Annotated in this window: 23 protein-coding genes; 16 read left to right on the top strand and 7 right to left on the bottom strand. The window is 59.1% G+C overall.

The window, feature by feature from the left end; genetic code table 11:
• Nucleotides 1-122: 122 nt before the first annotated feature.
• Together tpiA and elyC are read right to left on the bottom strand one after the other, a co-directional pair.
• Nucleotides 123-878 carry a triose-phosphate isomerase gene (tpiA, locus tag NOM67_RS03840; protein ID WP_041207655.1) on the bottom strand — a complete coding sequence of 252 codons (756 nt, stop codon included), beginning with the start codon at nucleotides 876-878 and terminating at the stop codon, nucleotides 123-125.
• A 135-nt stretch (nucleotides 879-1013) separates the two neighbouring features.
• Nucleotides 1014-1784 carry an envelope biogenesis factor ElyC gene (gene elyC / locus NOM67_RS03835; RefSeq protein WP_255933932.1) on the bottom strand — a complete coding sequence of 257 codons (771 nt, stop codon included), beginning with the start codon at nucleotides 1782-1784 and terminating at the stop codon, nucleotides 1014-1016.
• 101 nt (nucleotides 1785-1885) lie between these two features.
• Between elyC and cmoM the strand changes: the two genes are divergently transcribed.
• From cmoM to NOM67_RS03795, 8 genes are all read left to right on the top strand, one after another.
• Nucleotides 1886-2662, top strand: a complete 777-nt coding sequence (gene cmoM / locus NOM67_RS03830; RefSeq protein ID WP_033113262.1) for a tRNA uridine 5-oxyacetic acid(34) methyltransferase CmoM — start codon at nucleotides 1886-1888, stop codon at nucleotides 2660-2662.
• 100 nt (nucleotides 2663-2762) lie between these two features.
• Nucleotides 2763-4082, top strand: coding sequence for a chromosome partition protein MukF (gene mukF, locus NOM67_RS03825; protein ID WP_255933926.1), 1320 nt, complete (start codon nucleotides 2763-2765; stop codon nucleotides 4080-4082).
• Entirely contained in the window at nucleotides 4063-4782 is a 720-nt protein-coding gene (gene mukE / locus NOM67_RS03820) for a chromosome partition protein MukE (protein ID WP_005336835.1), read from the top strand. Before mukF ends, mukE begins: the two co-directional genes overlap by 20 nt.
• 3 nt (nucleotides 4783-4785) lie before the next feature.
• Nucleotides 4786-9213: a chromosome partition protein MukB gene (gene mukB / locus NOM67_RS03815; RefSeq protein WP_255933920.1), complete on the top strand. Its 4428-nt coding sequence runs from the start codon at nucleotides 4786-4788 to the stop codon at nucleotides 9211-9213.
• A gap of 435 nt (nucleotides 9214-9648) precedes the next feature.
• On the top strand, nucleotides 9649-10062 hold the full coding sequence (locus NOM67_RS03810) for a septal ring lytic transglycosylase RlpA family protein (protein ID WP_050490001.1): 414 nt from the start codon (nucleotides 9649-9651) through the stop codon (nucleotides 10060-10062).
• 80 nt (nucleotides 10063-10142) lie between these two features.
• The gene (locus tag NOM67_RS03805) at nucleotides 10143-10721 is read left to right on the top strand and encodes a hypothetical protein (RefSeq protein ID WP_201932144.1); all 579 of its coding nucleotides are present in this window, start codon (nucleotides 10143-10145) and stop codon (nucleotides 10719-10721) included.
• Between the two features lie 43 nt (nucleotides 10722-10764).
• Entirely contained in the window at nucleotides 10765-11268 is a 504-nt protein-coding gene (gene def, locus NOM67_RS03800; protein WP_255933909.1) for a peptide deformylase, read from the top strand.
• A 48-nt stretch (nucleotides 11269-11316) separates the two neighbouring features.
• Nucleotides 11317-12147: a hypothetical protein gene (locus NOM67_RS03795; RefSeq protein ID WP_255933907.1), complete on the top strand. Its 831-nt coding sequence runs from the start codon at nucleotides 11317-11319 to the stop codon at nucleotides 12145-12147.
• Between the two features lie 79 nt (nucleotides 12148-12226).
• Here NOM67_RS03795 and NOM67_RS03790 read toward each other — a convergent pair whose 3' ends face one another.
• Nucleotides 12227-12430 carry a hypothetical protein gene (locus NOM67_RS03790; RefSeq protein WP_033113256.1) on the bottom strand — a complete coding sequence of 68 codons (204 nt, stop codon included), beginning with the start codon at nucleotides 12428-12430 and terminating at the stop codon, nucleotides 12227-12229.
• A 126-nt stretch (nucleotides 12431-12556) separates the two neighbouring features.
• Entirely contained in the window at nucleotides 12557-13789 is a 1233-nt protein-coding gene (locus NOM67_RS03785; RefSeq protein ID WP_255933901.1) for an alpha/beta hydrolase, read from the bottom strand.
• Between the two features lie 216 nt (nucleotides 13790-14005).
• On the opposite strand from NOM67_RS03785, the gene NOM67_RS03780 reads away from it, so the two are divergent.
• The 7 genes from NOM67_RS03780 (at nucleotide 14006) to NOM67_RS03750 (ending at nucleotide 22916) form a co-directional block, all read left to right on the top strand.
• Nucleotides 14006-14965 carry a Wadjet anti-phage system protein JetD domain-containing protein gene (locus tag NOM67_RS03780; RefSeq protein WP_255933898.1) on the top strand — a complete coding sequence of 320 codons (960 nt, stop codon included), beginning with the start codon at nucleotides 14006-14008 and terminating at the stop codon, nucleotides 14963-14965.
• 397 nt (nucleotides 14966-15362) lie between these two features.
• Nucleotides 15363-16550, top strand: a complete 1188-nt coding sequence (gene ygeW / locus NOM67_RS03775; RefSeq protein ID WP_255933896.1) for a knotted carbamoyltransferase YgeW — start codon at nucleotides 15363-15365, stop codon at nucleotides 16548-16550.
• 156 nt (nucleotides 16551-16706) lie between these two features.
• Nucleotides 16707-17906 carry a diaminopropionate ammonia-lyase gene (gene dpaL, locus NOM67_RS03770; RefSeq protein ID WP_043850868.1) on the top strand — a complete coding sequence of 400 codons (1200 nt, stop codon included), beginning with the start codon at nucleotides 16707-16709 and terminating at the stop codon, nucleotides 17904-17906.
• Nucleotides 17907-18045: 139 nt separating this feature from the next.
• Nucleotides 18046-19263, top strand: a complete 1218-nt coding sequence (locus NOM67_RS03765) for a YgeY family selenium metabolism-linked hydrolase (protein ID WP_033113252.1) — start codon at nucleotides 18046-18048, stop codon at nucleotides 19261-19263.
• A 105-nt stretch (nucleotides 19264-19368) separates the two neighbouring features.
• A complete protein-coding gene (gene hydA, locus NOM67_RS03760) occupies nucleotides 19369-20793 on the top strand; it encodes a dihydropyrimidinase (protein ID WP_255933883.1) in 1425 nt (474 codons plus the stop codon).
• Between the two features lie 95 nt (nucleotides 20794-20888).
• Nucleotides 20889-21821 (top strand): carbamate kinase, encoded by a 933-nt coding sequence (gene arcC, locus NOM67_RS03755; RefSeq protein WP_255933881.1) that lies wholly within the window; start codon nucleotides 20889-20891, stop codon nucleotides 21819-21821.
• Between the two features lie 171 nt (nucleotides 21822-21992).
• Nucleotides 21993-22916: a DMT family transporter gene (locus NOM67_RS03750; protein ID WP_255935125.1), complete on the top strand. Its 924-nt coding sequence runs from the start codon at nucleotides 21993-21995 to the stop codon at nucleotides 22914-22916.
• Nucleotides 22917-22983: 67 nt separating this feature from the next.
• Here the strand turns inward: NOM67_RS03750 and yqeB are convergent, their stop codons facing one another.
• Both yqeB and yqeC read right to left on the bottom strand, forming a co-directional pair.
• Nucleotides 22984-24576, bottom strand: coding sequence for a selenium-dependent molybdenum cofactor biosynthesis protein YqeB (gene yqeB, locus NOM67_RS03745; protein WP_255933879.1), 1593 nt, complete (start codon nucleotides 24574-24576; stop codon nucleotides 22984-22986).
• Between the two features lie 39 nt (nucleotides 24577-24615).
• Nucleotides 24616-25452 carry a selenium cofactor biosynthesis protein YqeC gene (gene yqeC / locus NOM67_RS03740; RefSeq protein WP_071910247.1) on the bottom strand — a complete coding sequence of 279 codons (837 nt, stop codon included), beginning with the start codon at nucleotides 25450-25452 and terminating at the stop codon, nucleotides 24616-24618.
• Here yqeC and mocA point away from each other — a divergent pair.
• A complete protein-coding gene (gene mocA, locus NOM67_RS03735; protein ID WP_338142768.1) occupies nucleotides 25451-26116 on the top strand; it encodes a molybdenum cofactor cytidylyltransferase in 666 nt (221 codons plus the stop codon). The genes yqeC and mocA overlap by 2 nt on opposite strands.
• Nucleotides 26117-26225: 109 nt before the next feature.
• Here mocA and NOM67_RS03730 read toward each other — a convergent pair whose 3' ends face one another.
• The gene (locus NOM67_RS03730) at nucleotides 26226-26453 is read right to left on the bottom strand and encodes a hypothetical protein (RefSeq protein ID WP_255933872.1); all 228 of its coding nucleotides are present in this window, start codon (nucleotides 26451-26453) and stop codon (nucleotides 26226-26228) included.
• Nucleotides 26454-26485 lie beyond the last annotated feature (32 nt).

Below are 26485 nucleotides of genomic sequence, written 5' to 3'. Positions count from 1 at the left end.
CGAATGTTTGGAAATAGACAAGCCACTTTTACTATATCGGCTTTCGTATGGGATGCGGGGGCCACCATAGGAAAAGCGATACAAGAGAGGGGACAAGCCCCTCTCTTTGCCGTAATCAGCGATTACTTGGCAGCGCCAGCGATGATCTGGGAGAAGTCGTCCACTTTCAGGGACGCACCACCGACCAGGCCACCGTCGATGTCCGGCTGACCGAACAGGTCGGCAGCAGTGGCGCCAGTGACGGAACCGCCGTACAGGATCTGTACTTTGGCAGCAACGGCGGCATCAAAACCGGCCAGGTACTGACGGATGTGAGCGTGAACGGACTGAGCGATCTCCGGAGTGGCAGTCTTGCCAGTACCGATGGCCCATACCGGCTCGTAAGCGATGACGGCGTTGTTGAAGGAGGCGATACCGCAACGGTCGATAACAGCTTTCAGCTGGGTCTCAACCACGTTCTTGGTCACGCCGGCTTCGAACTGCTCCAGAGTTTCACCGATGCACAGAACCGGCACCAAGCCGCCTTTCTGGATCGCTTCGTACTTGGCAGCAACCACATCGTCACTCTCTGCATGCAGGGTACGACGCTCGCTGTGGCCGACCAGAGAGTAGGTGCAACCGAAGGCTTTCAGCATGGACGGAGCGTTTTCACCGGTGAAGGCGCCAGACTCGTGTACGTCGGCGTTCTGGGCTCCGTAGGCGATTTTGGTGCCAGCGGTCAGCTGCTCAACCAGACCCAAAAAGATAACCGGCGGGCAGACGGCGACTTGCACAGAAGGATGAGCGGCAGCAGCCGGTGTCAGTCCTTTGATCAGAGCTTCTACAGAAGCCTTGGTGCCGTTCAGTTTCCAGTTACCCATTACCAGGTGCTGTCTCATCTTCTTAATCTCCTAGGCATTTGATTGCGCAACATTATATGAATTGAACTGAGCCCAAGATAGCTGACCCGGCGGCAAATGACGTAATTTTTTTTCGCTTTCCTGATCCAAATCAGGAATGAAACGCTTGATTGCTCATTCGTTAACCTGCCCCCGCAAGCGGGCCCACCATACCCCAATACATTCGTGGATGGCAGCTTCGGAATACATCAAATAACGCCCTTTGGGTAAATAACTGTAGAGGGGCTGGGCCACCTGGCTCTGCTTGGCGGTGTAATCGGTGGGAGCCGGCACGGCGTTGAGCCCCTGACCCTGATAGAGGGCCATGGCGCGCGGCAGGTGGGTGGCAGAACTGACCAGCGCCACCTCTTTTCCTTTCAGATGGCGGCTGATACTGACCGCCTCATCATGAGTGTCTTTGTTGTTTTCAAACAACGTCATCCGCGAACGGGGTATGCCGAGGCTCTCGGCCATCCGGGCATTGACCTCGGCATTGGAGAGGGTATCCCCCGACACATAGCCGGAGAACACCAGCTCGGCTTCGGGATAGGCCTGGGCAAGGCGCACCCCTTCGAGAGTCCGTGCCAGCGAGATATTGTTCTGCCAACTGCGCATCGGCACCGCCGGGTCGCTGACATGACCATTGCCGAGCACCACGATGGCATCGATGTTGGGATGCTGGCTCACCTCGAACGGCGGGAAGGTTTGCTCCAGCCCGCGGGCCAGTTCGTAGCTCACCGGCCGCATTCCCAGCAGGGCGACCAGCAGCAGCGACAGAGTCGCCAGCAGCTTGCCGGTTTTCTGAAAACGGGTGAACCAGAGCAGCAGCAGGGCGACCAGCAGCAGGGAGAGGGAGAAGGGGAGCGGCATCAACAGTTGACCAAGCCACTTTTTGAGCACAAACACGGCAGACACTTCCTTGAGTTTTCAGCAAATTCGGGATGTGACAGAATACCTCTCTTTTTTGGGATGGCCACAACCCTGTGGCGCTAATGTTGAGTTTCTCCTTGAAGCACGATCAGAGTTTTGACGGGCGCGCCGACAAGTTCGCCCGCAACATTTACGACTCCACCAAGGGGCGCATCCGCACCACCATTGTCTGGAGCGACATCGAAGCCTGCTTGGCCCGCCTTGGCAACCGACCGCTGCGCATCCTCGATGCAGGAGGCGGTTTTGGCTATTTCGCCCAGAAGCTGGCGGCCATGGGTCATCAGGTGGAGCTGTGCGATTTGTCAGCAGAAATGCTGGAACTGGCCCGCAGCCAGATCGCCGAGAAGGGGCTGGAAGACAAAATTCGTCTCATCCATTGCCCCATTCAGGATCTGAAGCAACACGTGACCGGTACCTTTGATCTGGTGCTCTGCCATGCGGTGCTGGAGTGGCTTGCCGAGCCGCGTCAGACCTTGCTGGGTCTGTTCCCTTTCGTCAATGCCGGGGGCATACTGTCGCTGCTTTTTTACAACCGTCATGGTTTGCTGTTCCAGAGCCTGGTGGTGGGCAATTTTGATTATGTGCGCCTTGGCCTTCGCAAGAAGCGCCAGACAGCGCTTACGCCCACCAATCCCCAGCTGCCCGAGCAAGTCTATGACTGGATTGGTCGCGGGGGGCTGCGCATCATCGGCAAGACCGGGGTGCGGGTCATCCACGACTATATGCGTCACAAGCAGGATCAGGTGGAGAAGTTCGACGATCTGCTGGCCATGGAGCAGCAATATTGCCGTCAGGAGCCTTTTGTCTCCCTCGGTCGCTATATCCATGTGATGGCCCAGAAGCCGGCCAGCTGATTGCTCGCTGTTCACGTCGATGTGAACCATGTTTTCGATGCTACCGGATGTAGCCGCGCGCACGATTTTGCGCCCAATACAACAACGAGATGACAACATCATGATGAGTACATCCCGTACCCTGCCAGAGATGGTGGGATGGGTCAGGCAGGAGGGGTTGGCGTTGAGCCTGCCGACCGACCGGCTGGCCTTTCTGATTGCAATCAAGACCCTGTCCGAAGATGAGTCGGATCTGTCGGAAGCGGCCCTGCACGATGCCTTTGGCTATGTCAGCAGCGCCTTCGGCCAGATGGACGAGACCCTCACCGGTCGCGCCAACAACGCCATCAACGATCTCATTCGTCAGCAGCTGCTGTCGCGTTTCAACACCGACATGGTGGCGGGGGAGAGCCTCTACCGCCTGTCACGTCTGGGTGTGAGCATCGTCGACTTCTTTGTGGATCAGCGTCAGGTTGACTCCATCAAGCTCTCCATTCTGCTCGAACACCTGGCTTCCGAGCTCGACACCGCCCGCAAGGCGGCGCTGGAGACCAACACCCGCGAGCAGTGGGATGCCGAGGTGCTGCCGCGCCTCACCTTCTCGTTGGAAGAGACCCTTGGACGTATCGATCTCACCCAGCGCGCCATGGATGAGCAGCAGAATCAGGTCAAGAGCGAAATCGCGGCCCTGCTGACCCAGAACTGGGTCGATGCCATTCACAGCTGCGAAAAGCTGCTGCACGAGACAGGCCAGACCCTGCGCGAGCTGCAGGATACCCTGGATGCTGCCGGCCACCGCCTGCAGGCGGGGCTGCTCAATATTCAGGAAGCGGCGCAGGGGCGCGACGATCTGTTCCACGTCGAGGAGCTGACTCACGCGTTGCAAGGTCGTCTTGACGTCATCACCAGCTGGGGTCAGCAGTGCATCGAGCTCTGGTCCCGCTACGACAGACACGTCCACAAATTTATCCGCAACGCCATCGACATGGACAAGAACCGCGCCTTCAGCCAGCGGCTGCGCGAGTCCATCCGCAATTTCGAGCAGCACAACTGGCAGCTGCGGGTGGCCGAAGAGCCCCGTCTGCTGGAGCTGCGCGATGAAACCATCGCCATCCACGACGAGGAGGTGACCGGTGAGGTGCCACTCGAGATGGAGTACGTCGAGATGGTGGACATCAACCAGGAGCTGGCCGAGCGCATCGAGCGCTATCTGGCCCGCTACCCCGAGCAGGGCCAGCAGCTGGACTTGGCCGATGTGCTGCGCGAATACCTGCTGGACTACCCGGCTCATGCCCACTTCGATGTGGCGCGTCTTCTGATCGACCAGGCCGTGCGCCTGGGCCATGCCAGCGGCGAGCGCGAACTGCATCGCCAACCCGCATGGAAACCCATTAACCAAGCTGGATCCAAGGTTCAGGCCTATGTCATTGATCAATTCTGAGTTTCCCTTGCCGCTGCGCCTTGCAGAGGCGATTGCCAACCCCTTGTTTCCGCGCATCGACACCGCCTTGCGCTCCGGTCGTCACATCAGTGCCGACGAGTTCGAGCAGCATTCGGCGCTGGTCGAATATCACAGCGAGCTGGAGATCTTCTACGGCCGCTATCAGGTGGAGCTGATCAAGGCGCCGGAAGGCTTCTTCTACCTGCGCCCGCGCCCGAGCTCCGACATCGGCACTACTGTGCTCTCCGAGCTCGATATGCTGGTGGGCAAGGTGCTCTGCTACCTCTACCTGAGTCCGGATCGTCTCGCCTCGGAAGGGGTATTCGCCATGGCCGAGCTGCAGGAGGAGGTGCTGAGCCTCGCCGACGAGAAGCAACTGCTGCGGATGGTCAACAGCCGCTCCGGCGGTACCGATCTCGACAAGAAGAAGCTGCTCGAAAAGATCCGTACCTCCATGCGCCGTCTGCGCCGCCTTGGCATGATCACCGCCCTTGGCAACGGGGATAAATTCCGGGTCAACGAATCGGTGTTCCGTTTCGCCGCCGACGTGCGTTCCGATGAAGATCCGCGCGCCGTTCAGCTGCGGATGATCCAGGAGGGTGAAGCCATCTTCCACGACGACGAAATGCCGAGCAGCGACTCGCTCTTTGATGACATCGAGGCGGATCTCGATGAAGAACAACTGGATCTGGAGGTATAACCGGTGCGAGGCAAGTTCAAATCCCTGACCATGGTCAACTGGAACGGCTTCTTTGCCCGGACCTTCGATCTCGACCAGCTGGTCACCACCCTTTCCGGCGGCAACGGCGCGGGCAAGTCCACCACCATGGCGGCCTTTATCGCAGCGCTCATCCCCGACCAGTCACTGCTCCATTTCCGCAACACCACGGAAGCGGGCTCCAGCAGCGCCTCCCGTGACAAGGGGCTTTACGGCAAGCTGCAGCGCGGCCACTGCTATTCCTTGCTGGAAGTGATGAACAGCCGCGAACAGCGGATCTGGGTCGGCGTCCACCTCGAGCAGGTGGCCAACCGCGACAACAAGGTCAACATCACCCCGTTTGCGCTGGTGGATGTACCGGAGAATCTGGCACCGACCGATCTGCTGCTGGAGAAGCTCGATGGCGGCAAGGGGCGGGTACGCGCCTTTACCGACCTGAAAGGGGCGGCCGCCGAGCTGGGAGCGCTGAAAGTCGCCAAATTCAATACGGTGACCGACTATCACAACTTCATGTTCGAGTTCGGCATCACCCCGAAGAAGCTGCGTGATCAAAAAGATCGCGGCAAGTTCTATCGCCTGATCGAAGCTTCTCTCTACGGCGGTATCTCCTCGTCCATCAGCCGTTCCCTGCGCGAATACCTGCTGCCGGAGAACTCCGGGGTGCGCAAGGCGTTTGCAGACATGGAGGCGGCCATCTATGAAAACCGCCGCACGCTGGAAGCGATCAAGGAGACCCAGGGTCAGCGGGATCTGTTCAAGAACCTCATCACCGAGACCACCCATTATGTGGCCGCCGACTATGTGCGCAACGCCGCCGAGAAGAGCCGTCTCTCCGAGCTGGCCCTCAAGGCGCGCCAGGAGCTGGCCGACAAGCGCCGCATTCTGGCCGAAGAGAAACAGCGTGCCATCTATCTGGCCGACGAGGTGGAGCAGCTCACCAACCGCGAGAAACTGCTGACCGACGAGCTGGAGTCTGCCTCCGAGCATCTGGCCAAGGTGATGGCGGCCGTCAGTTTGCAGAAGAAGATCGAGATGTACCGTGCCGATCTGGCGGATCTCTCTGACAAACTCGAACAGCAGCAGGCGGTAGTGGAGGAGATCCACGGCCAACTGCTGGAGGTGGAAGAGCGCAAGGAGCTGGCGCAGGCAGAAGTCGACAGCCTCAAGACCCAGCTGGCCGACTACCAGCAGGCGCTCGATATCCAGCAGACCCGCGCCATCCAGTACCGTCAGGCGGTGCAGGCGCTGGAAGCTGCCCGCGAGCAGTGCGAGCTGCCGGGGCTGACCGCCGAACAGGCGAGCGACACCCTGCACCAGTTCCGCGCCGCTGAGCAGAGCCTCACTAGCCGGGTGCTGGGGGCCGAACAGCAATTGGCGCTGGCCAAGGCGGCAGTGGCCGAGCACGAAGCGGCGCTGGCGCTGCTACTTAGCATCGCCCCCGAGACAGTACGTGAGGCCGCCTGGCCCACCGCGCAGGCGCTGCTCAAGCGTCACATCGAAGACAAGGCCCGTATTGCCCAGGGGCAGGGGCTGCGCGCCGCCCTGGCTCGCCTCGAGAAAGAGAGCGAAAGCCAGAAGAGTCTCTTCAAGCTGCGTGACGAGCTGCAGCAGGCCTCTGGCCAGCTTATCGCCAGCAGCGATGAGCTGGAGATCTTCCTCGAAGCCCAGCGCACCCGTCAGGAGGAGCTCTCCGAGCAGCAGGCGGAGGTGAATCAGCGCCGCGCCAGCCTCGAGCATCAGGGCACCCAGCTGGGGCGCGATATCAGCGATCTCACCAAGCTGGCGCCGCGCTGGCTGAAATCGTTCGAGAAGCTCGAGCAGTTGCGCGAGCAGAGCGCTCTGCCGCTGACTACCGCCGAAGAGCTTTCGGCCGGTATGCAGACAGTGCTCGACAAGGAGCGCGAGTTCGAACAGGAGAGCAACCGCATCGCGGCGCAGAAACAGGCGCTGGAGCTGCAAATTCGCAATCTGCAGCTGGGGGCTGGCGAGGCGGATCCACGTCTTGCCCGTATCGCCGAGCAGGTGGGGGGCGTGCTGCTCTCCGATGTCTACGACGACATCTCCATCGACGATGCCCCTTACTACTCCGCGCTCTACGGCCCGGCCCGCAGCGCTTTGGTGGTGCTCGACCTCGAAGGTGCCATCGAGCGGCTGAAAAAGCTGGAAGATTGCCCGGAGGATATCTACCTCATTCAGGGCAACCCCGACTCCTTTGACGAGGATCTGGTGGAAGCGGACGAGCTGGGGGATGCCGTGCTGGTGCGCACCAGCAAGCGTCAGGTGCGCTTCTCCCGCTACCCCGAGCTGCCGCTGTTTGGCCGCGCTGCGCGGGAAAAGCGGATCGAGCAGCTCGACCTTGAGCGCGAAGGGCTCATCGAGGGTTACGCCAAGGCCGCCTTCGAGCAGCAGAAGTACCACCGTCTCTACGGTCACTTCCGCGACTTTATCGGCCAGCATCTGGATATCGCCTTCCGCCCCGACCCCGAAGCCGAAGTGCAGGCCAAACAGGCCGAGCTGCGCGCGCTGCAAGGGGCCATCGGCGAATGCGACAAGCAGCTGGCTGAAGCCAAAGCGGCCGCCGCCCAGCTGACCCGTCATATCCAGCTGGTGCAGGGGATGCTGCCCTTTGCCCACCTGTTTGCCGAGACAGAGCTGGCGGCTCGCCTCGAGGCGGCTCACGCCGATGTGGAAGCGCTAAAACAGGCCGAAGCCTTTATCGCCAAACACGGCAAGTCGCTGGAAAAACTGGAATCCATGGTGCAGGTGCTGCGTCAGGATCCGCAGGATCTGGCTGCGCTGCAGGCTGCCTATGATGAGGTGAGCGACCTGCTGGCCGAGCAGAAACGCCGTTGCTACGCCCTCGATCAGCTGGTTGCCCGTCTGCCGCACTTTGCCTATCAGGATGCACAAGACCTGCTGGGCAAGGCCTCCGAGATGAGCGAGCGACTCAAAGAGAAGCTGAAAGCGGCTGAGCTGGCGGCCCGTACCGCTGGCGAGCAGCACAAGCAGATTGCCCAGCGCCACACCGAGGCGTTGCAGCTGCGCACTGCGCTCAACTCCAGCGTCGAGGCCAAGCGCCAGACCCTGACCGAGTTCGAGCAGGAGCTGGCGGCCATGGGGCTGACCCTCTCTGACGATATGGAAGAGAAGGCGCGCGCCCACAAGAAAGAGATCGAAGAGCTGCTGATCCGCACCCGTTCCCGTCGCACCAGCGCCGAGGCCCAGTTGCAGGTAACCAAGCGCGAGATCGAATCCCTTGGCGGTCGTCTCAAGCTGGAAGGCAAGGATTACTACAGCGCCCGTAAATCTCTGGTGGGTCACAAGGCGAGCTGGTCACGGGTGGTGCGTCTGGCGCGGGAGACCGATGTCGAGAAGCGCCTCAACAAGCGTGAACTGGCCTACCTCGACAGCGACGAGCTGCGATCCATGTCGGACAAGGCCCTCGGCGCCCTGCGGGTGGCGGTGGCCCACGACGAGGCGCTGCGCGATGCGCTGCGACTGTCGGAGGGCAACCGCAGCACCGAGCAGAAGGTCGCCTTCTATGTGCAGGTCTACCGCTACCTCAAGGATCGCATTCGCAACGACATCATCCGCTCCGATGATCCGGTCGAGGCGATCGAAGAGATGGAGATCGAGCTGGCCCGTCTGGCTGACGAGCTCAAGCAGCGGGAAACTCATCTGTCGCTCTCCTCCCACGAGGTGGCGGCCAAGATCACCAACATCATCCGCCGCGAGCAGAACCGCATCCGGGTGCTCAACCAGGGCTTGCAGAACATCGCCTTCGGTCTGGTGCGCGGGGTGCGCCTCAACGTCAATATCCGCGAGGCCCATACCCGACTGCTGACGGCGCTGGCCGATCAAACCGCCATGCACAACGATCTGTTCGCCGACAAGGAGCTCAGCTTCTCCGAGGCGATGGCCAAGCTGTTCCAGCGCCTCAATCCGCAGATCGAGCAGGGGGAGCGCAGCTATCAGGTGATGGGCGATGTGCTGCTCGACTATCGCAACTATCTGGAGCTGGAGATCGAGGTGCAGCGCGGCGCCGATGGTTGGCTGCGTGCCGAGAGCGGTGCGCTCTCCACCGGTGAGGCGATCGGTACCGGTCAGGCCATTCTCTTGATGGTGCTGATCAGCTGGGAGGAGGAGTCCCGCCGTCTGCGCGGCAAGGATATCGCCCCCTGCCGTCTGTTGTTCCTCGACGAAGCGGCCCGTCTGGATGGCAAATCCATCGCCACCCTGTTCGAGCTGTGCGAGCGGCAGGATATGCAGCTGCTTATCGCGGCGCCGGAGAACATCAGCCCGGAGAAGGGCACCACCTACAAGCTCATCCGCAAGGTGCAGGGCAAGCACGAGCATGTGCATGTGGTGGGTCTGCGCGGTTTCGGCTTTGCCGACGACAAGCTGATCGCCTGACTCTGATGGGCAAATAGCAAGAGAAAAGGGAGGCATTCGCCTCCCTTTTTATTGGAAAAATATGGCAAAGTAGCGGCGCTGCCTGTGATGGGGTAAGGCTGCGGATGAACGGGCTTGCCCGGTTCTGGTTAAGTATCCCTCTTGTTGTGCTGCGTTGCGGACGCAGGTCGGAGGGAGTTTGCGCGCTCGAGTTGGCAAACGAGAGCAGAGACGTGGCCCCTCGATTGTCTCTTGGGTGCAACAGTGGTGATTTAAATCCTGTGTTTATTGCAACAATCGCGGTGGCCACGGCGTTGGCAGCAGGGCTGGGCCCCATGATGGCAAGGGGCCGCCTACATTGCGGTGGCTTGCCGGTATGGGGAGAATCTCCCCGTTACTGCGACGTGAGATGATCCGCCGGGCTATCTATCCGGCAAGGTGAGCGAGGAGAAGTAGATGCGCGGCATCGGGAGAGAAGGAGTGGTGCAATCGGCCTGCAAAGGGGGGCTGTTGCTTGTCTGCCTGCTGCTGGCCGCCTGTAGCAGCCGTTATGACGAGAGCCACGGCGGCAGCTGGCGCGGCTATAGCGAGACCGGTTATGCCAGCTATTATGCCGACCGCTATCACGGTAAAAAGACCGCCAGCGGCGAGCTCTATCGCAACAATCTCAATAGCGCCGCCCATATGGAATTGCCCTTTGGTTCCATGGTGCGGGTGACCAACCTCGCCAACGGCAAGAGCGTAGTGGTCAAGGTCAATGATCGTGGCGCCTTTAAAAGCGGGCGAATTATCGATCTCTCCAAATCCGCCTTCGGCTCCATCGCCAATATTCGCGAAGGTGTTATCAAGGTAAAGGTTGAGGTGTTGTAAGGGAACTCCTGGCGTCAAAGTTGATGTATTGAAATGTTGAGAGTAACGAGACGTTATTTTTCATAAGGTAATTGAAAACAATGAGTACAGTCGATCTAGTAGACAATATCGTGAAGGTTATCACTCCACTTATTGGTGTTGCTTGTGGGGTTTATTTAGTACCAATAACAGAGAAAATGAAAAGTAAAGCTGCTACTTTACAGCTTTTATTAAATTATCAAGAAGAATTGAAAGATGTTGAGAGACAAGCCAAAAAACTCGCCATTGATTTATATGATTCCCAAGTCGAACTTACCAGCTATAAGTCTGGTGAAAGTGACACAGCTATTTTCAATGGGCTAAATACTATCGATGTCTATTTTTTAAACGATGTTCTTAAATCTGCATATTCACAAATTAGTTTCGATGAGCGCAAAGCAATTAAAGCGTTGATTTGTCTTGTTAAAGAATTTAATGGGTTCAATAATCAATTGGTTAATTTGGTTTCAAGTAAAAATGAAGTGTCACTGGACTTTAAAAAATCCATAAAGTCTGCGGCAAGTATTTATTGGATCTGCAACAAGCTGAACAATACATCAATCTTTAAGTATTCAGAGGATCATGACAATCAATTGGAGTTAAATAAAGCACTGAAAGCATTGGGTATTCCTCCTTTATAGAAAGCATGATTGACACATAAAGATCCCATTTTGGAGAGTTGTGATGGCGATTTTGAATATTTTGACGGCTCCCGATCCCAGGTTGAGGATAAAGGCCGAGCGAGTTGAGGATATCGCTGCCGTACAGGGGCTGATCGATGACATGCTGGCAACCCTGTATGCGACGGAAAACGGGATTGGTTTGGCCGCGACTCAAGTCGGGCGTAAAGAGGCAGTCGTTATTATCGACTTGTCCGAGAGCAGGGATCAGCCGCTGGTTTTGATTAATCCACAAGTGACAAGCGGTACTGAAAAGGTGCTTGGACAAGAGGGATGTCTCTCTGTGCCGGATTACTACGCGGATGTCGAGCGTTACAGCTCGGTGGTGGTATCTGCACTGGATCGAAAAGGCAATCCGATTACGATTGAGAGCAGCGATTTTTTGGCCATTGTCATGCAGCATGAAATTGATCATCTGGATGGCAACTTGTTCATTGATTACCTGTCACCGCTCAAGCGGCAGATGGCACTCAAACGCGTTAAAAAATCGCTCAAGTCCGCCAGCTAATGTTTGCGGATAGTCGCTGGCCGTTTAGTTATGTGGAGAGCAGGCAGAATGAAAGTGGCAAGATGGAATGTCAGGGCACTGTTTGGCCGCAATAGCAATGAGGTGCGGGGACGTTATGGGCTGAAGGCTCTGCTGTTGCTGGGAACATTGTGGGTCGCACTCCCCGTATCAGCCGATGAAGAGCAGCTGCCGGCCGAATATCGCCCCTTTGTGCAGCAGTTGGTCGATGCGGCAGAAGCCCGGGATCATCAGGCCCTTGCCAACCAGATGAAGTACCCCTTCAAGCAGGAGTATCCCATTCCCGCCATCAAAACCCCGGCGGAGATGCTGACCCGTTTTGACGAGGTATTTGATGACGCCATATTAACAAGCATTGCTACCTCCCGGGTCGGGCAGGATTGGCAGACCATGGGGTGGCGCGGCATCATGCTGGGCAGTGGCGAGGTCTGGATGGATTTTGATGGCAAGGTGATCGGTATCAATCATCAGACGGCGCAGGCCGCCAAATTGAAAGCCGAGCTTATCGCCAGGCAGAAGAGTGGTCTGCATCCCAGTGTGCGGGAGTACAAGAGCCCCGAGCTGATGTGGCAGACCGAGAAATTTACCATCCGCATCGACGAGTTGGACGATGGCCACTATCGCTACGCCTCCTGGGCCAAGGGCAAGACGCTCGCCGACAAGCCGGATCTGGTGCTGAAAAATGGCACCGTCAGGGTGGAGGGGACGGGGGGCAATCATACCTACCTCTTCACGAGCGGCCCCTATCGCTACGAGTGCGTCGTCACCGTACTGGGTGAGCGAGGCGTGCCACCGGGTGAGCTGGTGGTCTATAAAGACGACGTCGAGATAGTGCACCAACCGGTGATCAAGGTGCTGTGACAGCAAATCCACATAAAGAGAGAGCAAAGAGCGGCCAGGTGCCGCTCTTTTGCTTTCGCACACAGAGGGATGAGCTTCGCTAGCTTTGCGGCACCCTGACCCCTTTATCGAGATAGAGGCTGCTGTAGTTGGCCCTGTGGGTGACAAACATCACCTGATGGCGGCTACCGTCGGAGAGGATAAGGAAATCGCCCGCCTGGGCAGGGCTTTGCAAGGAGACCTCCTGCTCGGGGGCGGTCAGGCGGTCGACATCATCCTTGAAGGTGAGGGTGTAAGAGAACATATGGCGCTCCACTGCTGGCTCATATCAAACACTGCCTCCAAGGCTAGTTGCTGCGAGCACAGCATGCGGCGCCCGATTGGCGCTGTTCGACCAAATTTCTGAAACGGCATGCAAAGAGAAGCGGGATCACCTGGCATCGTCAAGCCAGTCCAGCAGTTGTGCACCGACCTCCGGGCTGCCGAGCAGGGCCATATGAGTGGTGCGATAGGCGATCAGGGTATGTTCGGGAGGAAAGTCGAGTTGATGTGCGCGCTCCCGGTGCAGGCCCAGCGCACTGCGCAGGGGGACCAGTCCATCGCCAATCAGCCGCTCTGCCAGCAGGGTGCGTTTGGCGGATGTGGTGCCGGCGATGGCAAAGCAGGCTACGTCGCTTGGAAGCGGGAGCGGTTGGCGGGGATCACGCCCTATGGTGAGCTCCCTGTTATTGCGGGAGGCGTCGATGACCTTGCCATGGCGAAGATCCCGAATGCCCTGGCTGCGTATGCGGGTCAGCTTCACAAAGGGCATGCTGTAAGGGGTGACTGGCAGCAGTTGCTCCAGCCAGTGACCGGCCGACTCGAGCGGAGCACCGTGGTGCGGGGTGCCAAGAAAGATCAGATGTCGCAGTCGCTCGGGCCAGCGCAGTGAGTGGATTTGGGCGTAATGGCAGGCGCTTCGGATAACCAGTCCCCCCATGCTGTAGGCCAGCACGCTGAGCTGCTTGATGGCCCCCGGCCATTGGTCACACAGATCCTCCAGCTGCAGCGCCAGCGCCTGCCCGTTGTTGGCAATAGAGAGACCCGAGTTGTAGCGCAGATAGAGAGGCAGATAGCCACGCTCTCTGGCCACCGCTTCGCCATGATTGACTGACTTCCCCTGATAGCTGGTGTGCCACTGCAGATCGTTCATGCAGAGGCCATGGATCATCAGCAGCACTCGCCCCGTGTGGGGAAGGTCGGCAGGTATATCCTTCCAATCGAGCGGCTTGCCCTGATAGCGCAGAGTCATAGGGGTGGCGAGGACGTTTTGCTGCTCGACCAGCTTGTCCCCCAGCACCCCATTGAGGGTGGCAAGCAGAGCGGCGCGCTTGGGCGTCTCTGCCACAGAAGGTTGCGTCGGGTGTGGCAGGCGGGCCAGCAGGTCATTGATACCACTGCCGAGGCTATTGGCGGCCCCGTGAACTCCCTTGTAAATAAGCCCGGTGAGCCCTGCCGTCTTACCTTTCTCTCGCCCCTTGATACCCATACCACCCAGCACCGCCTGATGCACCGCTTCCGTTATCTGTACGGTAGCGGGCAGCGCCTGGGTCAGCAGTTGCGCCAGCTCGCGGATATCCGAAAGCTGCCAGGAGGAGGGCGACTTGTCAGCGGCATCGGTCATAAGCACTCCTTGCTGCGGTGGGTAAAGTGGCCGGAGCCATGCTGCGAATGGTCTGCAGGCCAAACCAGCTTGCGCCCTTTGGCTTGTGTTTACCAGTTTCATCAAATGCATTGGCGGGCGCACAGGCGTTGAAAAGTTCTCTTGCGAAGCTGGTCACGGTAACAGCAAGGAAAATCACATCTACTTCCTCATATGACGCTGTCAGGGAGGGGTGAGATGTCGTTGTTTGATGAGATCCGGGTGCAGGAGCTGTGTGCAAGGTTGCTCGATAGCCGGAACGAAAAGGGCTGTTCTCTTGAGAGCAGACATGGTCGCGAGTTGAAGGAGCTGTTGCAGGCTGTGGGCGGGATCAGGCCGGTTGGACGTGGCGCACTCTATGTCTTGACCGATGATGGTCGGACGTATCTTGCCAGCCAGTTGGCGCAGGTGGTGCCACCGGAACCGAACAAGCGTGAGCAACTGGCGCTTCTTGGCGTGACGTTGCCGCCGCAGCTGAATCAAGCCTGCGGGTATGCGCTCTGGTATGGGGACAGCAAGCATCCGCGCAGTGAATGTCCGGATCCACCACTGGCGGATTTGACGCTGACACAGGATGAGGTGATCCGAATCCGTACCCTCGAATCGCTCTCGCTGGCCGATCAGCTGGGTCAGCAGCACGATATGACGGCAGTGATGGCACAACTGGGTGAATTGGTGATGCCGGAGCGGGCTCTGGACACGCTGGCGGCTCTCGAGTGGCAGGGAGAGCTTGTTATTACAGTGGAGAACAAAGGGGCCTTTGTTGACTACCCGCTGCAGCCGGGACAACTGTTGCTGTTTGCCCCCGGGCGCAATACTAGGCTTGCCAAACGGCTGATCCCCTTGCTGCCTCAAAGCATAGAGTGGGCTCACTTTGGCGATCTTGATCAACGTGGCATAGATATCGCCGTTGAACTGGCTCGTGAGCTTCATCGCCCCGCCATGCTCTGGCTTCCCGACGCCATCCACTCTTATCTGGAACACTATGCCCGTCCCGTAGGCGCTTTTACGGAGGTGGCTGGCAAGGTGCACTGGCGTAAAGAGGAAAGAGTGAGGGGAGCCCTCCCTTGGCTCGATGAGTTGATCACCGATGGAAAGTGGCTGGAACAGGAGGTATTGATTGCTGCGCCGCACTGGCGTCTGTGGGCGCTTGAGTAGCAGAGTGTTAAAGGGGAGGGCCGTCACCTCCCGGCTGCTTATCATAATGATAAAGTTGGTCTGTTTTATATCATTTCAGCCCCGAGCGATGCGTCGGGATGATAATTATCTCTACCGTTACTCGGTTTTATCACCCTATGAGATGTGGTCGCAGCAGGATAAATTCAGTGAGCGCATTACCTCATCAGCCAAATAGGGCTAATCGCTGCTTTTTTTGTGGCGCCCATCACATACTTTTGCCATTTCATATTATTCCGCCGCAAATATTTACCTTGGCACGCTTATTGATTGCCCTATATCGACGCGAACCGATGAGCTCACCCACAACCGGGATGCTGGTGACATCGTGAGTGACTGGGGAGCTATTCATATATCATCCAACGAATTGGGGCGAACGATGAAAGCAGTGAACGAGTTAATCAAAGAGATCAAACCACTCAAATCCAACCTGCATGAAAAAGATTTTCTGCTGACCTGGGAGCAAACACCTCAGGAGCTTGAACTGGTATTGAAACTGGCCGAATCCCTCAAGACACTGCGTGCCGAAAATATTGCTACCAAACTGTTTAACAGCGGGCTCGGTATCTCGGTTTTCCGCGATAACTCCACCCGAACCCGCTTCTCTTATGCCTCTGCGCTGAACCTGCTCGGTCTGGCCCAGCAGGATCTGGATGAAGGCAAATCCCAGATCGCCCACGGTGAAACCGTCCGTGAAACCGCCAATATGATCTCCTTCTGCGCCGATGCCATCGGTATCCGCGATGACATGTATCTGGGCGCCGGTAACGCCTACATGCGTGAAGTGGGCGCCGCACTGGATGAAGGGTTCGAGAAGGGGGTGCTGCCCCAGCGTCCGGCGCTGGTCAACCTGCAGTGCGACATAGATCACCCGACCCAGTCCATGGCTGATCTGGCTTGGTTGCAGGAGCACTTCGGCAGCCTGGAAAATCTCAAGGGCAAGAAAATTGCCATGACCTGGGCTTACTCCCCAAGCTACGGCAAGCCGCTCTCCGTGCCGCAGGGCATCATCGGTCTGATGACCCGCTTTGGTATGGACGTGACCCTGGCCCACCCGGAAGGGTATGACCTGATCCCGGACGTGATCGAAGTGGCCAAGGAGAATGCCAAGGCCTCCGGCGGCAGCTTCCGTCAGGTCACTTCCATGGAAGAGGCGTTCAAGGATGCCGATATCGTCTATCCCAAGTCTTGGGCCCCCTACAAGGTGATGGAGCAGCGCACCGAGTTGCTGCGTGCCAATGACCACGCCGGCCTCAAAGAGCTGGAGAAACACTGCCTTGAGCAGAACGCCAAGCACAAGGATTGGCACTGCACCGAAGAGATGATGAAGCTCACCAAGGGTGGCGAAGCGCTCTATATGCACTGCCTGCCGGCCGATATTTCCGGTGTCTCCTGCAAGGAAGGGGAAGTAACCGAAGGGGTATTCGAGAAATATCGTATCGCCACTTATAAAGAGGCGAGCTGGAAGCCCTATATTATCGCCGCCATGATCATGGCTCGTAAATTCTCCGCCCCGGGAGAGACCCTCGAAACGCTGCTGAAAGAGGCCCAGAAGCGGGTTAAATAAATAGCGTTGGCTGAAATAAATAAAAGAAATGGCAGGGGTAATCATTCCCCTGCCTGCTACAACAGCGGAATTGTCGTGAGTTTTCTCCCCGTGGTATCTGAATATCGGATTTCCCGGTGAGATGGCTCCCGACCCCATAATCTGGATGAGGTACGCATGTCCCAATTTTCTCTGAAGATGGATATTGCCGATAACCGTTTTTTTACCGGTGAACCATCTCCCCTGTTTTCTCGCGCCGAAGCACAAAAGGCCCGTGCCTTTCATAAAAAACTGGCCGGTTATGAACCGACACCCCTGTGCGACCTGAAAGATCTGGCCGCCTATATCGGGGTAAAAAATATTCTGGTCAAGGATGAGTCAAAACGCTTTGGTCTCAATGCCTTCAAGATGCTCGGTGGCGTCTATGCCATCGCCAACCTGCTCTGTGAAAAATACGGGGTGGCTGTCGAGGATTTCTCCTTCGATCTCATCAAGCGCACCATCAAGGAGCCGATGACCTTCGCCACCACCACTGATGGCAACCACGGCCGCGGCGTCGCCTGGGCCGCCAAGCAGGTGGGTCAGCATGCGGTGGTCTACATGCCCAAGGGCTCTGCCCAGGAGCGGGTTGACCACATTCTCAATCTCGGTGCCGAGTGCATCGTCACCGACATGAACTACGACGATACCGTGCGCCTGACCATGAAGATGGCCGAAGAACGCGGCTGGCACATAGTGCAGGACACTGCCTGGGAGGGTTACACCAAGATCCCGACCTGGATCATGCAGGGTTACTCCACTCTGGCCGACGAAGCGGTCGAGCAGATGCAGGATATGGGCATCAAGCAGCCCACCCACGTGCTGCTGCAGGCCGGGGTAGGGGCGCTGGCGGGCGGTGTGCTCGGCTATCTGGTGGACTGCTTCGGCGCGAAAAACCTGCACAGTATCGTGGTCGAGCCGGATCAGGCCGACTGCATCTACCGCTCCGGCGTGGCGGGGGAAATGGTCAACGTGGGGGGCGACATGCGCACCATCATGGCCGGTCTCGCCTGCGGCGAACCCAATCCGCTCGGCTGGCCGCTGCTCAGGGGCTGCACCACCCAGTTCATCTCCTGTCACGACAAGGTGTCGGCACTAGGCATGAGAGTGCTTGGCAACCCTCTTGGCAATGACCCCCGCATCATCTCCGGTGAATCGGGCTCGGTAGGCACCGGCGTGCTGGCGGCGGTGCGTCACCACCCGGATCGCGCGGCGCTGATGGAACGTCTGGGGCTGGATAGCAACTCGGTCGTACTCATCATCAACACCGAAGGGGATACCGATGTGAAGCACTACCGGGAAGTGGTGTGGGAAGGCAAACATCCTGCCTGCGATTAACCCCGGCTGTGAGTAATCCCTGCGAGAGCAGAGAGACGAATTGAAGAACTGATCGCGCCTCGCCAACGGGGCGCGGTAACGGGCACAGGGCGCGGCCGACGAACAGGCCACGCACTCTCAGTTGTTATGGAGAATCACAATGAGCAAGCAAATTCCGTTTGAAATGGTGTTGGAGAAGGCCTACCAGTACAAGGCCGAGATGAGTCAGTTCCTGCGCGACATGATCGCCATCCCGAGCGAGAGCTGCGATGAAGAGCGCGTCGTGCTGCGCATCAAACAGGAGATGGAGAAGGTTGGTTTTGACAAGGTCGAGATCGATCCCATGGGCAACGTGCTGGGCTATATCGGCCACGGCCCGCACCTGATCGCCATGGATGCCCACATCGATACCGTGGGCGTCGGCAACATGGCCAACTGGAAGTTTGACCCCTATGAGGGGATGGAAGATCACGAGATCATCGGTGGCCGCGGCGCATCTGACCAAGAAGGCGGCATGGCCTCAATGGTCTATGCGGGCAAGATCATCAAGGATCTCGGGCTGGAAGATCAATACACCCTGCTGGTGACCGGTACCGTACAGGAGGAGGATTGCGACGGCCTCTGCTGGCAGTACATCATCGAGCAGAGCAAGATCCGCCCCGAGTTTGTGGTCAGTACCGAACCCACCGACTGCCAGATCTACCGTGGCCAGCGTGGCCGCATGGAGATCCGCATCGATGTGCAGGGGGTCAGCTGCCACGGCTCCGCACCGGAGCGCGGTGACAACGCCATCTTCAAGATGGGCCCCATCCTTGGCGAGCTGCAGGAGCTGAGCCACAACCTCGGCAATGACGACTTCCTCGGCAAGGGCACCCTGACCGTCTCCGAGATCTTCTTCACCTCCCCAAGCCGCTGCGCCGTGGCAGACAGCTGCGCCGTCTCCATCGACCGCCGCCTCACCTGGGGCGAAACCTGGCAAGGGGCGCTCGACGAGATCCGCGCCCTGCCTGCGGTGAAAGCCGCCGGTGCCGAGGTCTCCATGTACCAGTACGACCGTCCGGCCTACACAGGTCTGGTCTATCCGACCGAGTGCTACTTCCCGACCTGGAAGGTGGAAGAGGATCACATCACCGTCAAAACCCTCTCCAAGGCTTATCGCGAGCTGTTCAACAAGGAGCCGGTGGTGGACAAGTGGACCTTCTCGACCAACGGGGTCTCCATCATGGGTCGCCACGGTATTCCGGTCATCGGTTTTGGCCCGGGTAAAGAGCCGGAGGCCCACGCCCCGAACGAGAAGACCTGGAAAGAGCATCTGGTCAAGTGCGCCGCCATGTACGCCGTGATCCCCATGCTCTATCTGGCCGAGCTGGACAAGTAAGGGGTCTGCCGGGTGGTGGCTGCCATCGCGGCCCGGCTGTTGCAAGTGCCCCGTCTCCATTGAGGCGGGGCTTTGCTGTTTGAAGTGATGTTCGAGGTGGTGGGAATGAAACGGCTGATCAAAAACGGTGTGCTGGTCGATGCACAGGGTGAATATCGTCAGGATCTGCTGATCGAGAACGGGGCGATCCGCGCGCGGGCCGCCGCTATCCAGCCCGATGGCGAGACCGACGTGATCGATGCCAGCGGCTGTTATGTGATGCCGGGTGGCATCGACGTACATACCCACTTTAACATCGACGTGGGCATTGCCCGCAGTTGCGATGACTTTTTCAGCGGTACCCGTGCCGCCGCCTGTGGTGGCACCACCACCATCGTCGATCACATGGGATTTGGCCCGGCGGGGTGCAATCTGCATCACCAGCTGGCCCGCTATCACGACTATGCCGCCGATCAGGCGGTGATCGATTACAGCTTTCACGGCGTGATCCAGCATGTGGATGACGCCATCCTCCACGAGATGGCCTCCATGGTGCAGGAGGAGGGGATCAGCAGCTTCAAGCTCTATCTCACCTACCAGTACAAGTTGGGGGATCACGACGTGCTGCGCGCCCTGGCCCGCCTCAAGGAGGTGGGGGCGCTTGCCACCGTCCACCCCGAGAACGATGCCGCCATCGCGGCGCGCCGGGCTGCCCTATTGGCCGCAGGCCATCACGAGCCCTGGTATCACCCGCAAAGCCGCCCACTGGAGTGCGAAGCCGAGGCGGTGGCCCGGATGATCAATCTGGCGGGGCTCGCTGGCAATGCCCCGCTCTATATCGTCCACCTCTCCAATGGCTTGGGGCTGGAGTATCTGAAACTGGCGCGTCGTCAGGGCCAGCCGGTCTGGGTGGAGACCTGCCCGCAATATCTGCTGCTCGATGAGCAGTGTTATTACAAGGAGAACGGGGTCGACTATCTGCTGAGCCCGCCGCTGCGCTCGCGCCGCGAGCAGGACAAGCTGTGGGTCGGTATCGCTGCTGGTGACATCGATACGGTGGCGACCGATCACTGCAACTTCTCCCACGCCCAGCGCATGACCCTCTCGGGGGGCGATTTCAGCCGCTGCCCCAACGGCTTGCCCGGGGTCGAAAACCGGATGCTGCTGCTGTTTGCCCACGGGGTGCTGGGCGGGCGCATCTCGCCGTCCCGCTTTGTAGCTCTCACCAGCGTCAACCCGGCGCGCCTGTTTGGCCTCTGGCCGCGCAAGGGCAACCTGCAACCGGGGTCTGACGCTGATCTGGTGCTGATGGATCCCCGTGGTGACACCCTGATTTCCCATCAACAGTTGCACGACAACGGCGACTACAGCCCCTACGAGGGGATGCATTGCCCCGGCCGGATCAGAATGACCCTGAGCCGTGGCGAGATAGTCGCTCGCGATGGCGAGTTTCTGGGGCGGCGTGGTCATGGCCGCTTTCTGGCCAGAGCGCCCTTTGATCCGGCGTTGGCGCCGGATCTGCACTCGCCTTGCCCCGTGGCTGCAGGCTGACAATTCGTTCGAAACACGCAAATCAGCAAGGTTATGTGAACAACGAAAGGTGGGCCGGTATCGCGCCGGCTTGTCCCATCACTGGAGATAACAAGATGAAACAGAGAATCGTACTGGCCCTTGGTGGCAATGCGCTGGGCAACAACCTGCCCGAGCAGATGAAGGCGGTGCAGAGCACGGCGGGCACCATTGCCGACCTGATCGCTCAGGGGCATGAAGTGGTGGTGACCCACGGCAACGGCCCGCAGGTGGGGATGATCCAGCAGGCGTTCGAGGTGGCGGCCCGCCACGACCCCAAGGCGCCCCATCTGCCCATGTCGGTCTGCGTGGCCCTGAGTCAGGGTTATATCGGTTATGACCTGCAAAACGCCCTGCGCGAGGCCTTGCTGGCGCGTGGTATTCACAAGCCGGTTGCCACTTTGGTGACCCAGGTGGAGGTGGATAAAAACGATCCCGCCTTCCAGGACCCGAGCAAACCCATTGGCGGTTTCTTCAGCAAGGAGGAGGCCGAAGCATTGATGGCCAAGGGCGAGCGGCTCAAGGAGGATGCCGGCCGTGGCTATCGCCGGGTGGTGGCATCCCCCAAACCCGTCGATATCATCGAGAAAGAGACCGTCTCTGCCATGCTGGCCGCCGGTCAGGTGGTGATCACCGTCGGTGGCGGCGGCATTCCGGTGCTGCGCGAGGGCAATCACCTGCGCGGTGCCAGTGCGGTGATCGACAAGGATTGGGCCAGTGCCAAGCTGGCGGAGCTTATCGACGCCGACATGCTGATCATCCTTACCGCGGTAGAGAAGGTTGCCATCAACTTCGGCAAGCCCGAGGTGCAGTGGCTCGATCAGCTGAGCGTGGCCGATGCCAACAGCTTTATTGCACAGGGACAGTTTGCCAAGGGCTCCATGCTGCCCAAGGTGGAGGCGGCGCTCTCGTTCGCGACCTCCATGCCGGGGCGCAAATCCCTGATCACCTTGCTGGAGAAGGCCGCCGACGGCATTGCCGGCAAGACCGGAACCCTTATCAGCCGCTAGGCGTTCCAGCTCGGGTTGAGTGTGATTGTGGGGGCCGTCGGCCCCCTTGTTCATTTTGGGGCAATCATGGCCAGCGGACGATGAGCGGCGTAAGATGGCCGCCTTCAAGCGCGGGCAAGACGTCGAGAGTTGAACCGGCGCAATGAGTGACAAGAGGTGAGTAACAAGCAAATGAGCGGAAAGATCAATATGGCGGCGCTGGTGGGATTGATCCTGCTCACCGCCATCTGGAGTTACAGCTGGATCGTGATGAAGCAGGTGATGCTTTACGCGGGGGCCTTCGAGTTCACCGCCCTGCGCTGCCTGTGCGGATCTCTGGTTCTGCTGCTGGTATTGGCCCTGCGCGGGCGCCGTTATCTCAAACCCACCCCGTTTCGCTATACCCTCGCCATCGCATTGTTCCAGACCTGCGGCATGGTGGGGTTGGCCCAGTGGGCGCTTATCAGCGGCGGGGCGGGCAAGGTTGCCATTCTGAGCTACACCATGCCGTTCTGGGTGGTGATCTTCGCGGCGCTCTTTCTCGGCGAGCGGATGCGCAAGCTCCACTATCTGGCGGTCGGGGTGGCGGCCTGCGGGCTGCTACTGGTGATCGAGCCCTGGCAATTGCATCTGGATTCCATGAAGAGTGCGCTGCTGGGGATTGCCTCCGGCATCTGCTGGGGGATCAGCGCCATCATCGCCAAGCGGATGTATGCCCGCCATCCCGCGGTGGATCTGATGTCCCTCACCACCTGGCAGATGATCTACGCCACCATGGTGATGGCCGTGGTGGCGGCGCTTGTGCCGGAGCGACCCATCGACTGGCAGCCCTATGTGTTTGGCGCGCTCGCCTACAGCGCCATCTTCGCCACGGCACTGGCCTGGAGCCTCTGGCTGTTCGTACTGAAAAAGCTGCCGGCCGGGATCGCCAGCCTCAGTACCCTGGCGGTGCCGGTGAGCGGCGTGCTGCTCTCATGGTGGCTGCTGGGTGAAAATCCGGGGCCGGTGGAGGGGAGCGGCATCGCCCTTATCGTGCTGGCGCTTATCGTCATCAGCCGCAAGGGCAAGCGCTCTGTGGTGTCGGTGGCGGGGGAGACCCGCGTCAAGCACGGTTGAGTCGATTGTCGGCAACGAAATAAAAAGGGCCCGCCATCATGGCGGGCCCTTTGTGTTGGTGGTTGGCTTATCTGCGCTGGGCCAGATGCATCATTGCTTCCAGCACGGCGCCGCCGATGGCGCGTGCCTTGTCCGATACCGTGGTGGCGTCGGCCCGCTCGCCTCTGGGGTCGATGTCACCGATCTTGAAGCCGACGGTCACCTCGATGCCATCGCTGAGTAGCCCCCGCACCATGCCGGAGAGCGGCGCGATAATGGGGGCGTCCCCCACGTGAGCGATCACATCCCCCTCCTGCACCAGATCACCGAGCTTGATAATACTCTTCATCACCCCGGCGACGGGCGCGCGCACTACCCGGCGGGCGGAGTGTCCCTCGATCACCCCGGGAATGCCGGTATTGGGCTGGGCAGGGCCCTGATAGATAACCCGCCCCAGATGGTGGCCGCGGTTGGTCTCAATGACCGCATCGCAGTCGCGCCCCGCCTCAAACCCCGGGCCAAGGGCTACCGTAATGGGGGCCATCTCCTTGTGGGTGCCGAGATTCTGCTTGGCGAGGATGGCATCCACCAGATAGCGGGGCTTGAGCTCGGCGAGGGTGGCACAGTCAGGGTCAACCAGTAGCGGAATGACGCCCCGATCAAGCTGCTCGAACGCCTGTTCGACGCTCTCGACCCGCTTGGCACGCACTCCCTCGACCCTTGTTTCGCCGTCGAACATGCCCTGAGCGAAGGCGACGGTGCGGCGGATCACCGTGGGCTTGTCGAGATCCAGCATCACCACCTTGAAGCCGGCATTGTGCAGGCGCAGCGCCACCCCGGTGGCGATATCGCCGGAGCCGCGCATCACCACCAGCTGATCCCGCTTGAGGCGCACATCATCCTGCATCAGACCGCCTGCCTTGCCGTTTTTCACCTGCAACAACTCGGCGAGAATGCTGATGGCGATCTCCTCGGGGGTCTCGGCGCCGATGTTGTAGCCGATGGGGGCGTGCAGCTGCTGCAATTGATCCTGGCTCACCCCTTGCTGGCGCAGCGCCTGGGTGAAGGTCTGCACCTTGCGCTTGCTGGCGAGCAGCCCCAGATAGGCGAGGGGACGGCTGATGAGCCGATCCAGCGCCTCCTTGTCCTGATGGTTGGTGGCGATGATGACGAAGTTGGCGGGCTCGATGGCCAGTTTCTCGATCACCGCGCTGATGGTATCGGCCTGCACCAGATGGGTACCGGCGGGGAAGAGATCAGGGTTGAGGCTCCCCTCGAAGCAATCCCCTACATGGACATCAAAGCCGAGCGGCGCCGCAGCATGGGCCACAGCCCGGTTGACGTGGCCGGCACCAATGAGCACCAGCCGTGGTCGCAGACCATAGACATCGATATAGACCGACATGGCACCACCGCAATCCGACCCGACCGCATGCTCACCGTTGCGCGCCATCCGGCCGTGGAAGATGCGGGGCTTGCGCTCGGCAATGGCGGCCATCGCTTCCTCGATCACCAGCCGCTCGATCATGCCGCCGCCGATGGTACCGAGGATCTGGCCATCGGCCATTACCAGCATCTGGGCCTGATGGCGCGGGGTGGAGCCACGGCTCTCGATGATCTGGGCCATGGCAAACGGAGTGTTCTCCTGTTCCAGTCGGGCTGCGTGTGCAAACAGATTCATAAGGTACCTCTTTTCATCCTTAAAACGTCAGGGGTGAGGCTAAAGCGCCTCCCCGTGCGGAGCTGTGCAGATCAGGTGACGAATGGGGGGGGATTCGCGCACGGCCCCCTGCCAGATAGCGTGGATCTCGGGGTGGCGGCTCTGCAGCTTTATCAATTCCGCCAGCCACGACGCCTCATTTTGATAATCGCCATTGATAAACCAGATCCGGCGCGCCCCGGGCGGGGTGCCCTTGAACACCCCCTCGGGGTGGGAGAGCAGCCTGTCAAACAGTGCCCAATCCAGTGGCTCACCGGCCGCAATCCCGCACAGAGCCTGCAATTCAGCCCAGCGGTGGATCTGCGCCGGTTCGGCATTGGCTCCCACCATGGCGCCGCCCAGCAGGGCGATCACCCAGTCACTCTGGTGTGGAATGCAAGGTTCGTGCAAAGCGGGCACTTTCAATAACTTGTGATGGGCGCCATCCGCTTCGACCAGGATGAGATCGAAGCGCTGCTGTCCTTTGAGCAGGTCGATTTGGCGCAGATCCGGTCCTGCAACCTTGCCGGTGCGCTCGTCGAGATGGCTGAACAGGGCAACCAGGGTCGGGCCATCCGGCAGAGCCTGACAGCGGGTAAGTTGACGAACGGGATCCGTCTCGATAATCAATTCCCGATAGTGTGACGGGGCTGGCAGAAACATCCGGGTGGTGGTGGTAATTAGCACCCTTTTACCCTGCTTATAAAAATATTCCGCCAGCCAGAACAGGGTGCTGGTTTTTCCGCCGGCACCACAAAGGCTAATTAGCGTGGTATGGTTGTCACTATTTTCAAGCAGTGGATTTAAAAGCGAACCAATATCCGGAAACGCGTGAATAACAGAGTGTGGCAAGGACATGGCAATGACCGAAATAAATAGCGAGGTGAATGAAAAGGTGCAGGCTCGGGGGCGTGAACAGTGTGACTGTATAATTACCGCAGCAGGTTTGTCATCCCGCATGGGGGCATGGAAAATGATGCTACCTTATGGCTCCGGGACAATTCTTGATGCAAGTCTCAAAAATGCCCTGGCCTTCTGCTCCCGGATTATTTTGGTCGTGGGCCATCGCGGTGCGGAACTCGCTGCCTGTTATGGGAATCGCCCCGACATTCTCATCGTCCATAACCCTGACTATGAGTTGGGGCTGGGCAGTTCCATCCGCTGCGCTTTGGCGGCCAGCAATGCTGACTACCTCTTTATCAGCCACGGGGATCTGCCCTGTATCCCGTGCGAGGTCTATCAGCAGTTGTGGCAGGCGCGCGGAGAGCTCGCCCTGTTCCCGAGCTTTGAGGGGGAGGCGGGTCATCCGGTCTTGCTGCCAAAATCCCTCGCAAGGGAGCTGGCTGCCGCGCCGGCACAGGGTTCGGTGCGCCGCTGGTTGCTGCAACGTCCCCATCGCACCATACCGGTCGAGAGTCCTGCCATCCTCTTTGATATCGATACCCCCGAGCGCTATCAGGCGCTGATCCGTGGCGAACTGGAGCTGCGTTCTGCCGACGAGTTTACGACCGAGCAGGGCTGAGTCGCATCGTTGGGGCCCAGCTCCCTCTGCGTGCAATGGCAGCCAGCGGGGCGGTAACGCCGAGTCATCTCGCAGCCTTTGGATAAACCGAAATAGCGACGACCGCCTTTTATATAGCAGTGACTTTTAAGCAAACCCCGGCCATATTGGCCGGGGTTTGCTTGCGATAATGCTGGATGATTTTTATCCTATCAAAGTGATATTTATCGCTGCCGATTTGATACTTTTCATTTTTCTCTGACATTGCCTTGAATAAAATTTCAAGTGAGTGAGAACCACTCTCATTAATCATAATGGCGACATGCCAAACCGCCTTCATTAATTCGAGCCATCTCACGCTTTTACCCTAAAAAATAGTTTTGCCGATGG

This window comes from Aeromonas sp. SG16 (assembly GCF_024436135.1).
Classification (GTDB): Bacteria; Pseudomonadota; Gammaproteobacteria; order Enterobacterales; family Aeromonadaceae; genus Aeromonas; species Aeromonas jandaei.
The sequence above is the reverse complement of the archived record's forward strand: the minus strand, read 5'-3'. Positions and strand labels throughout refer to the sequence as shown.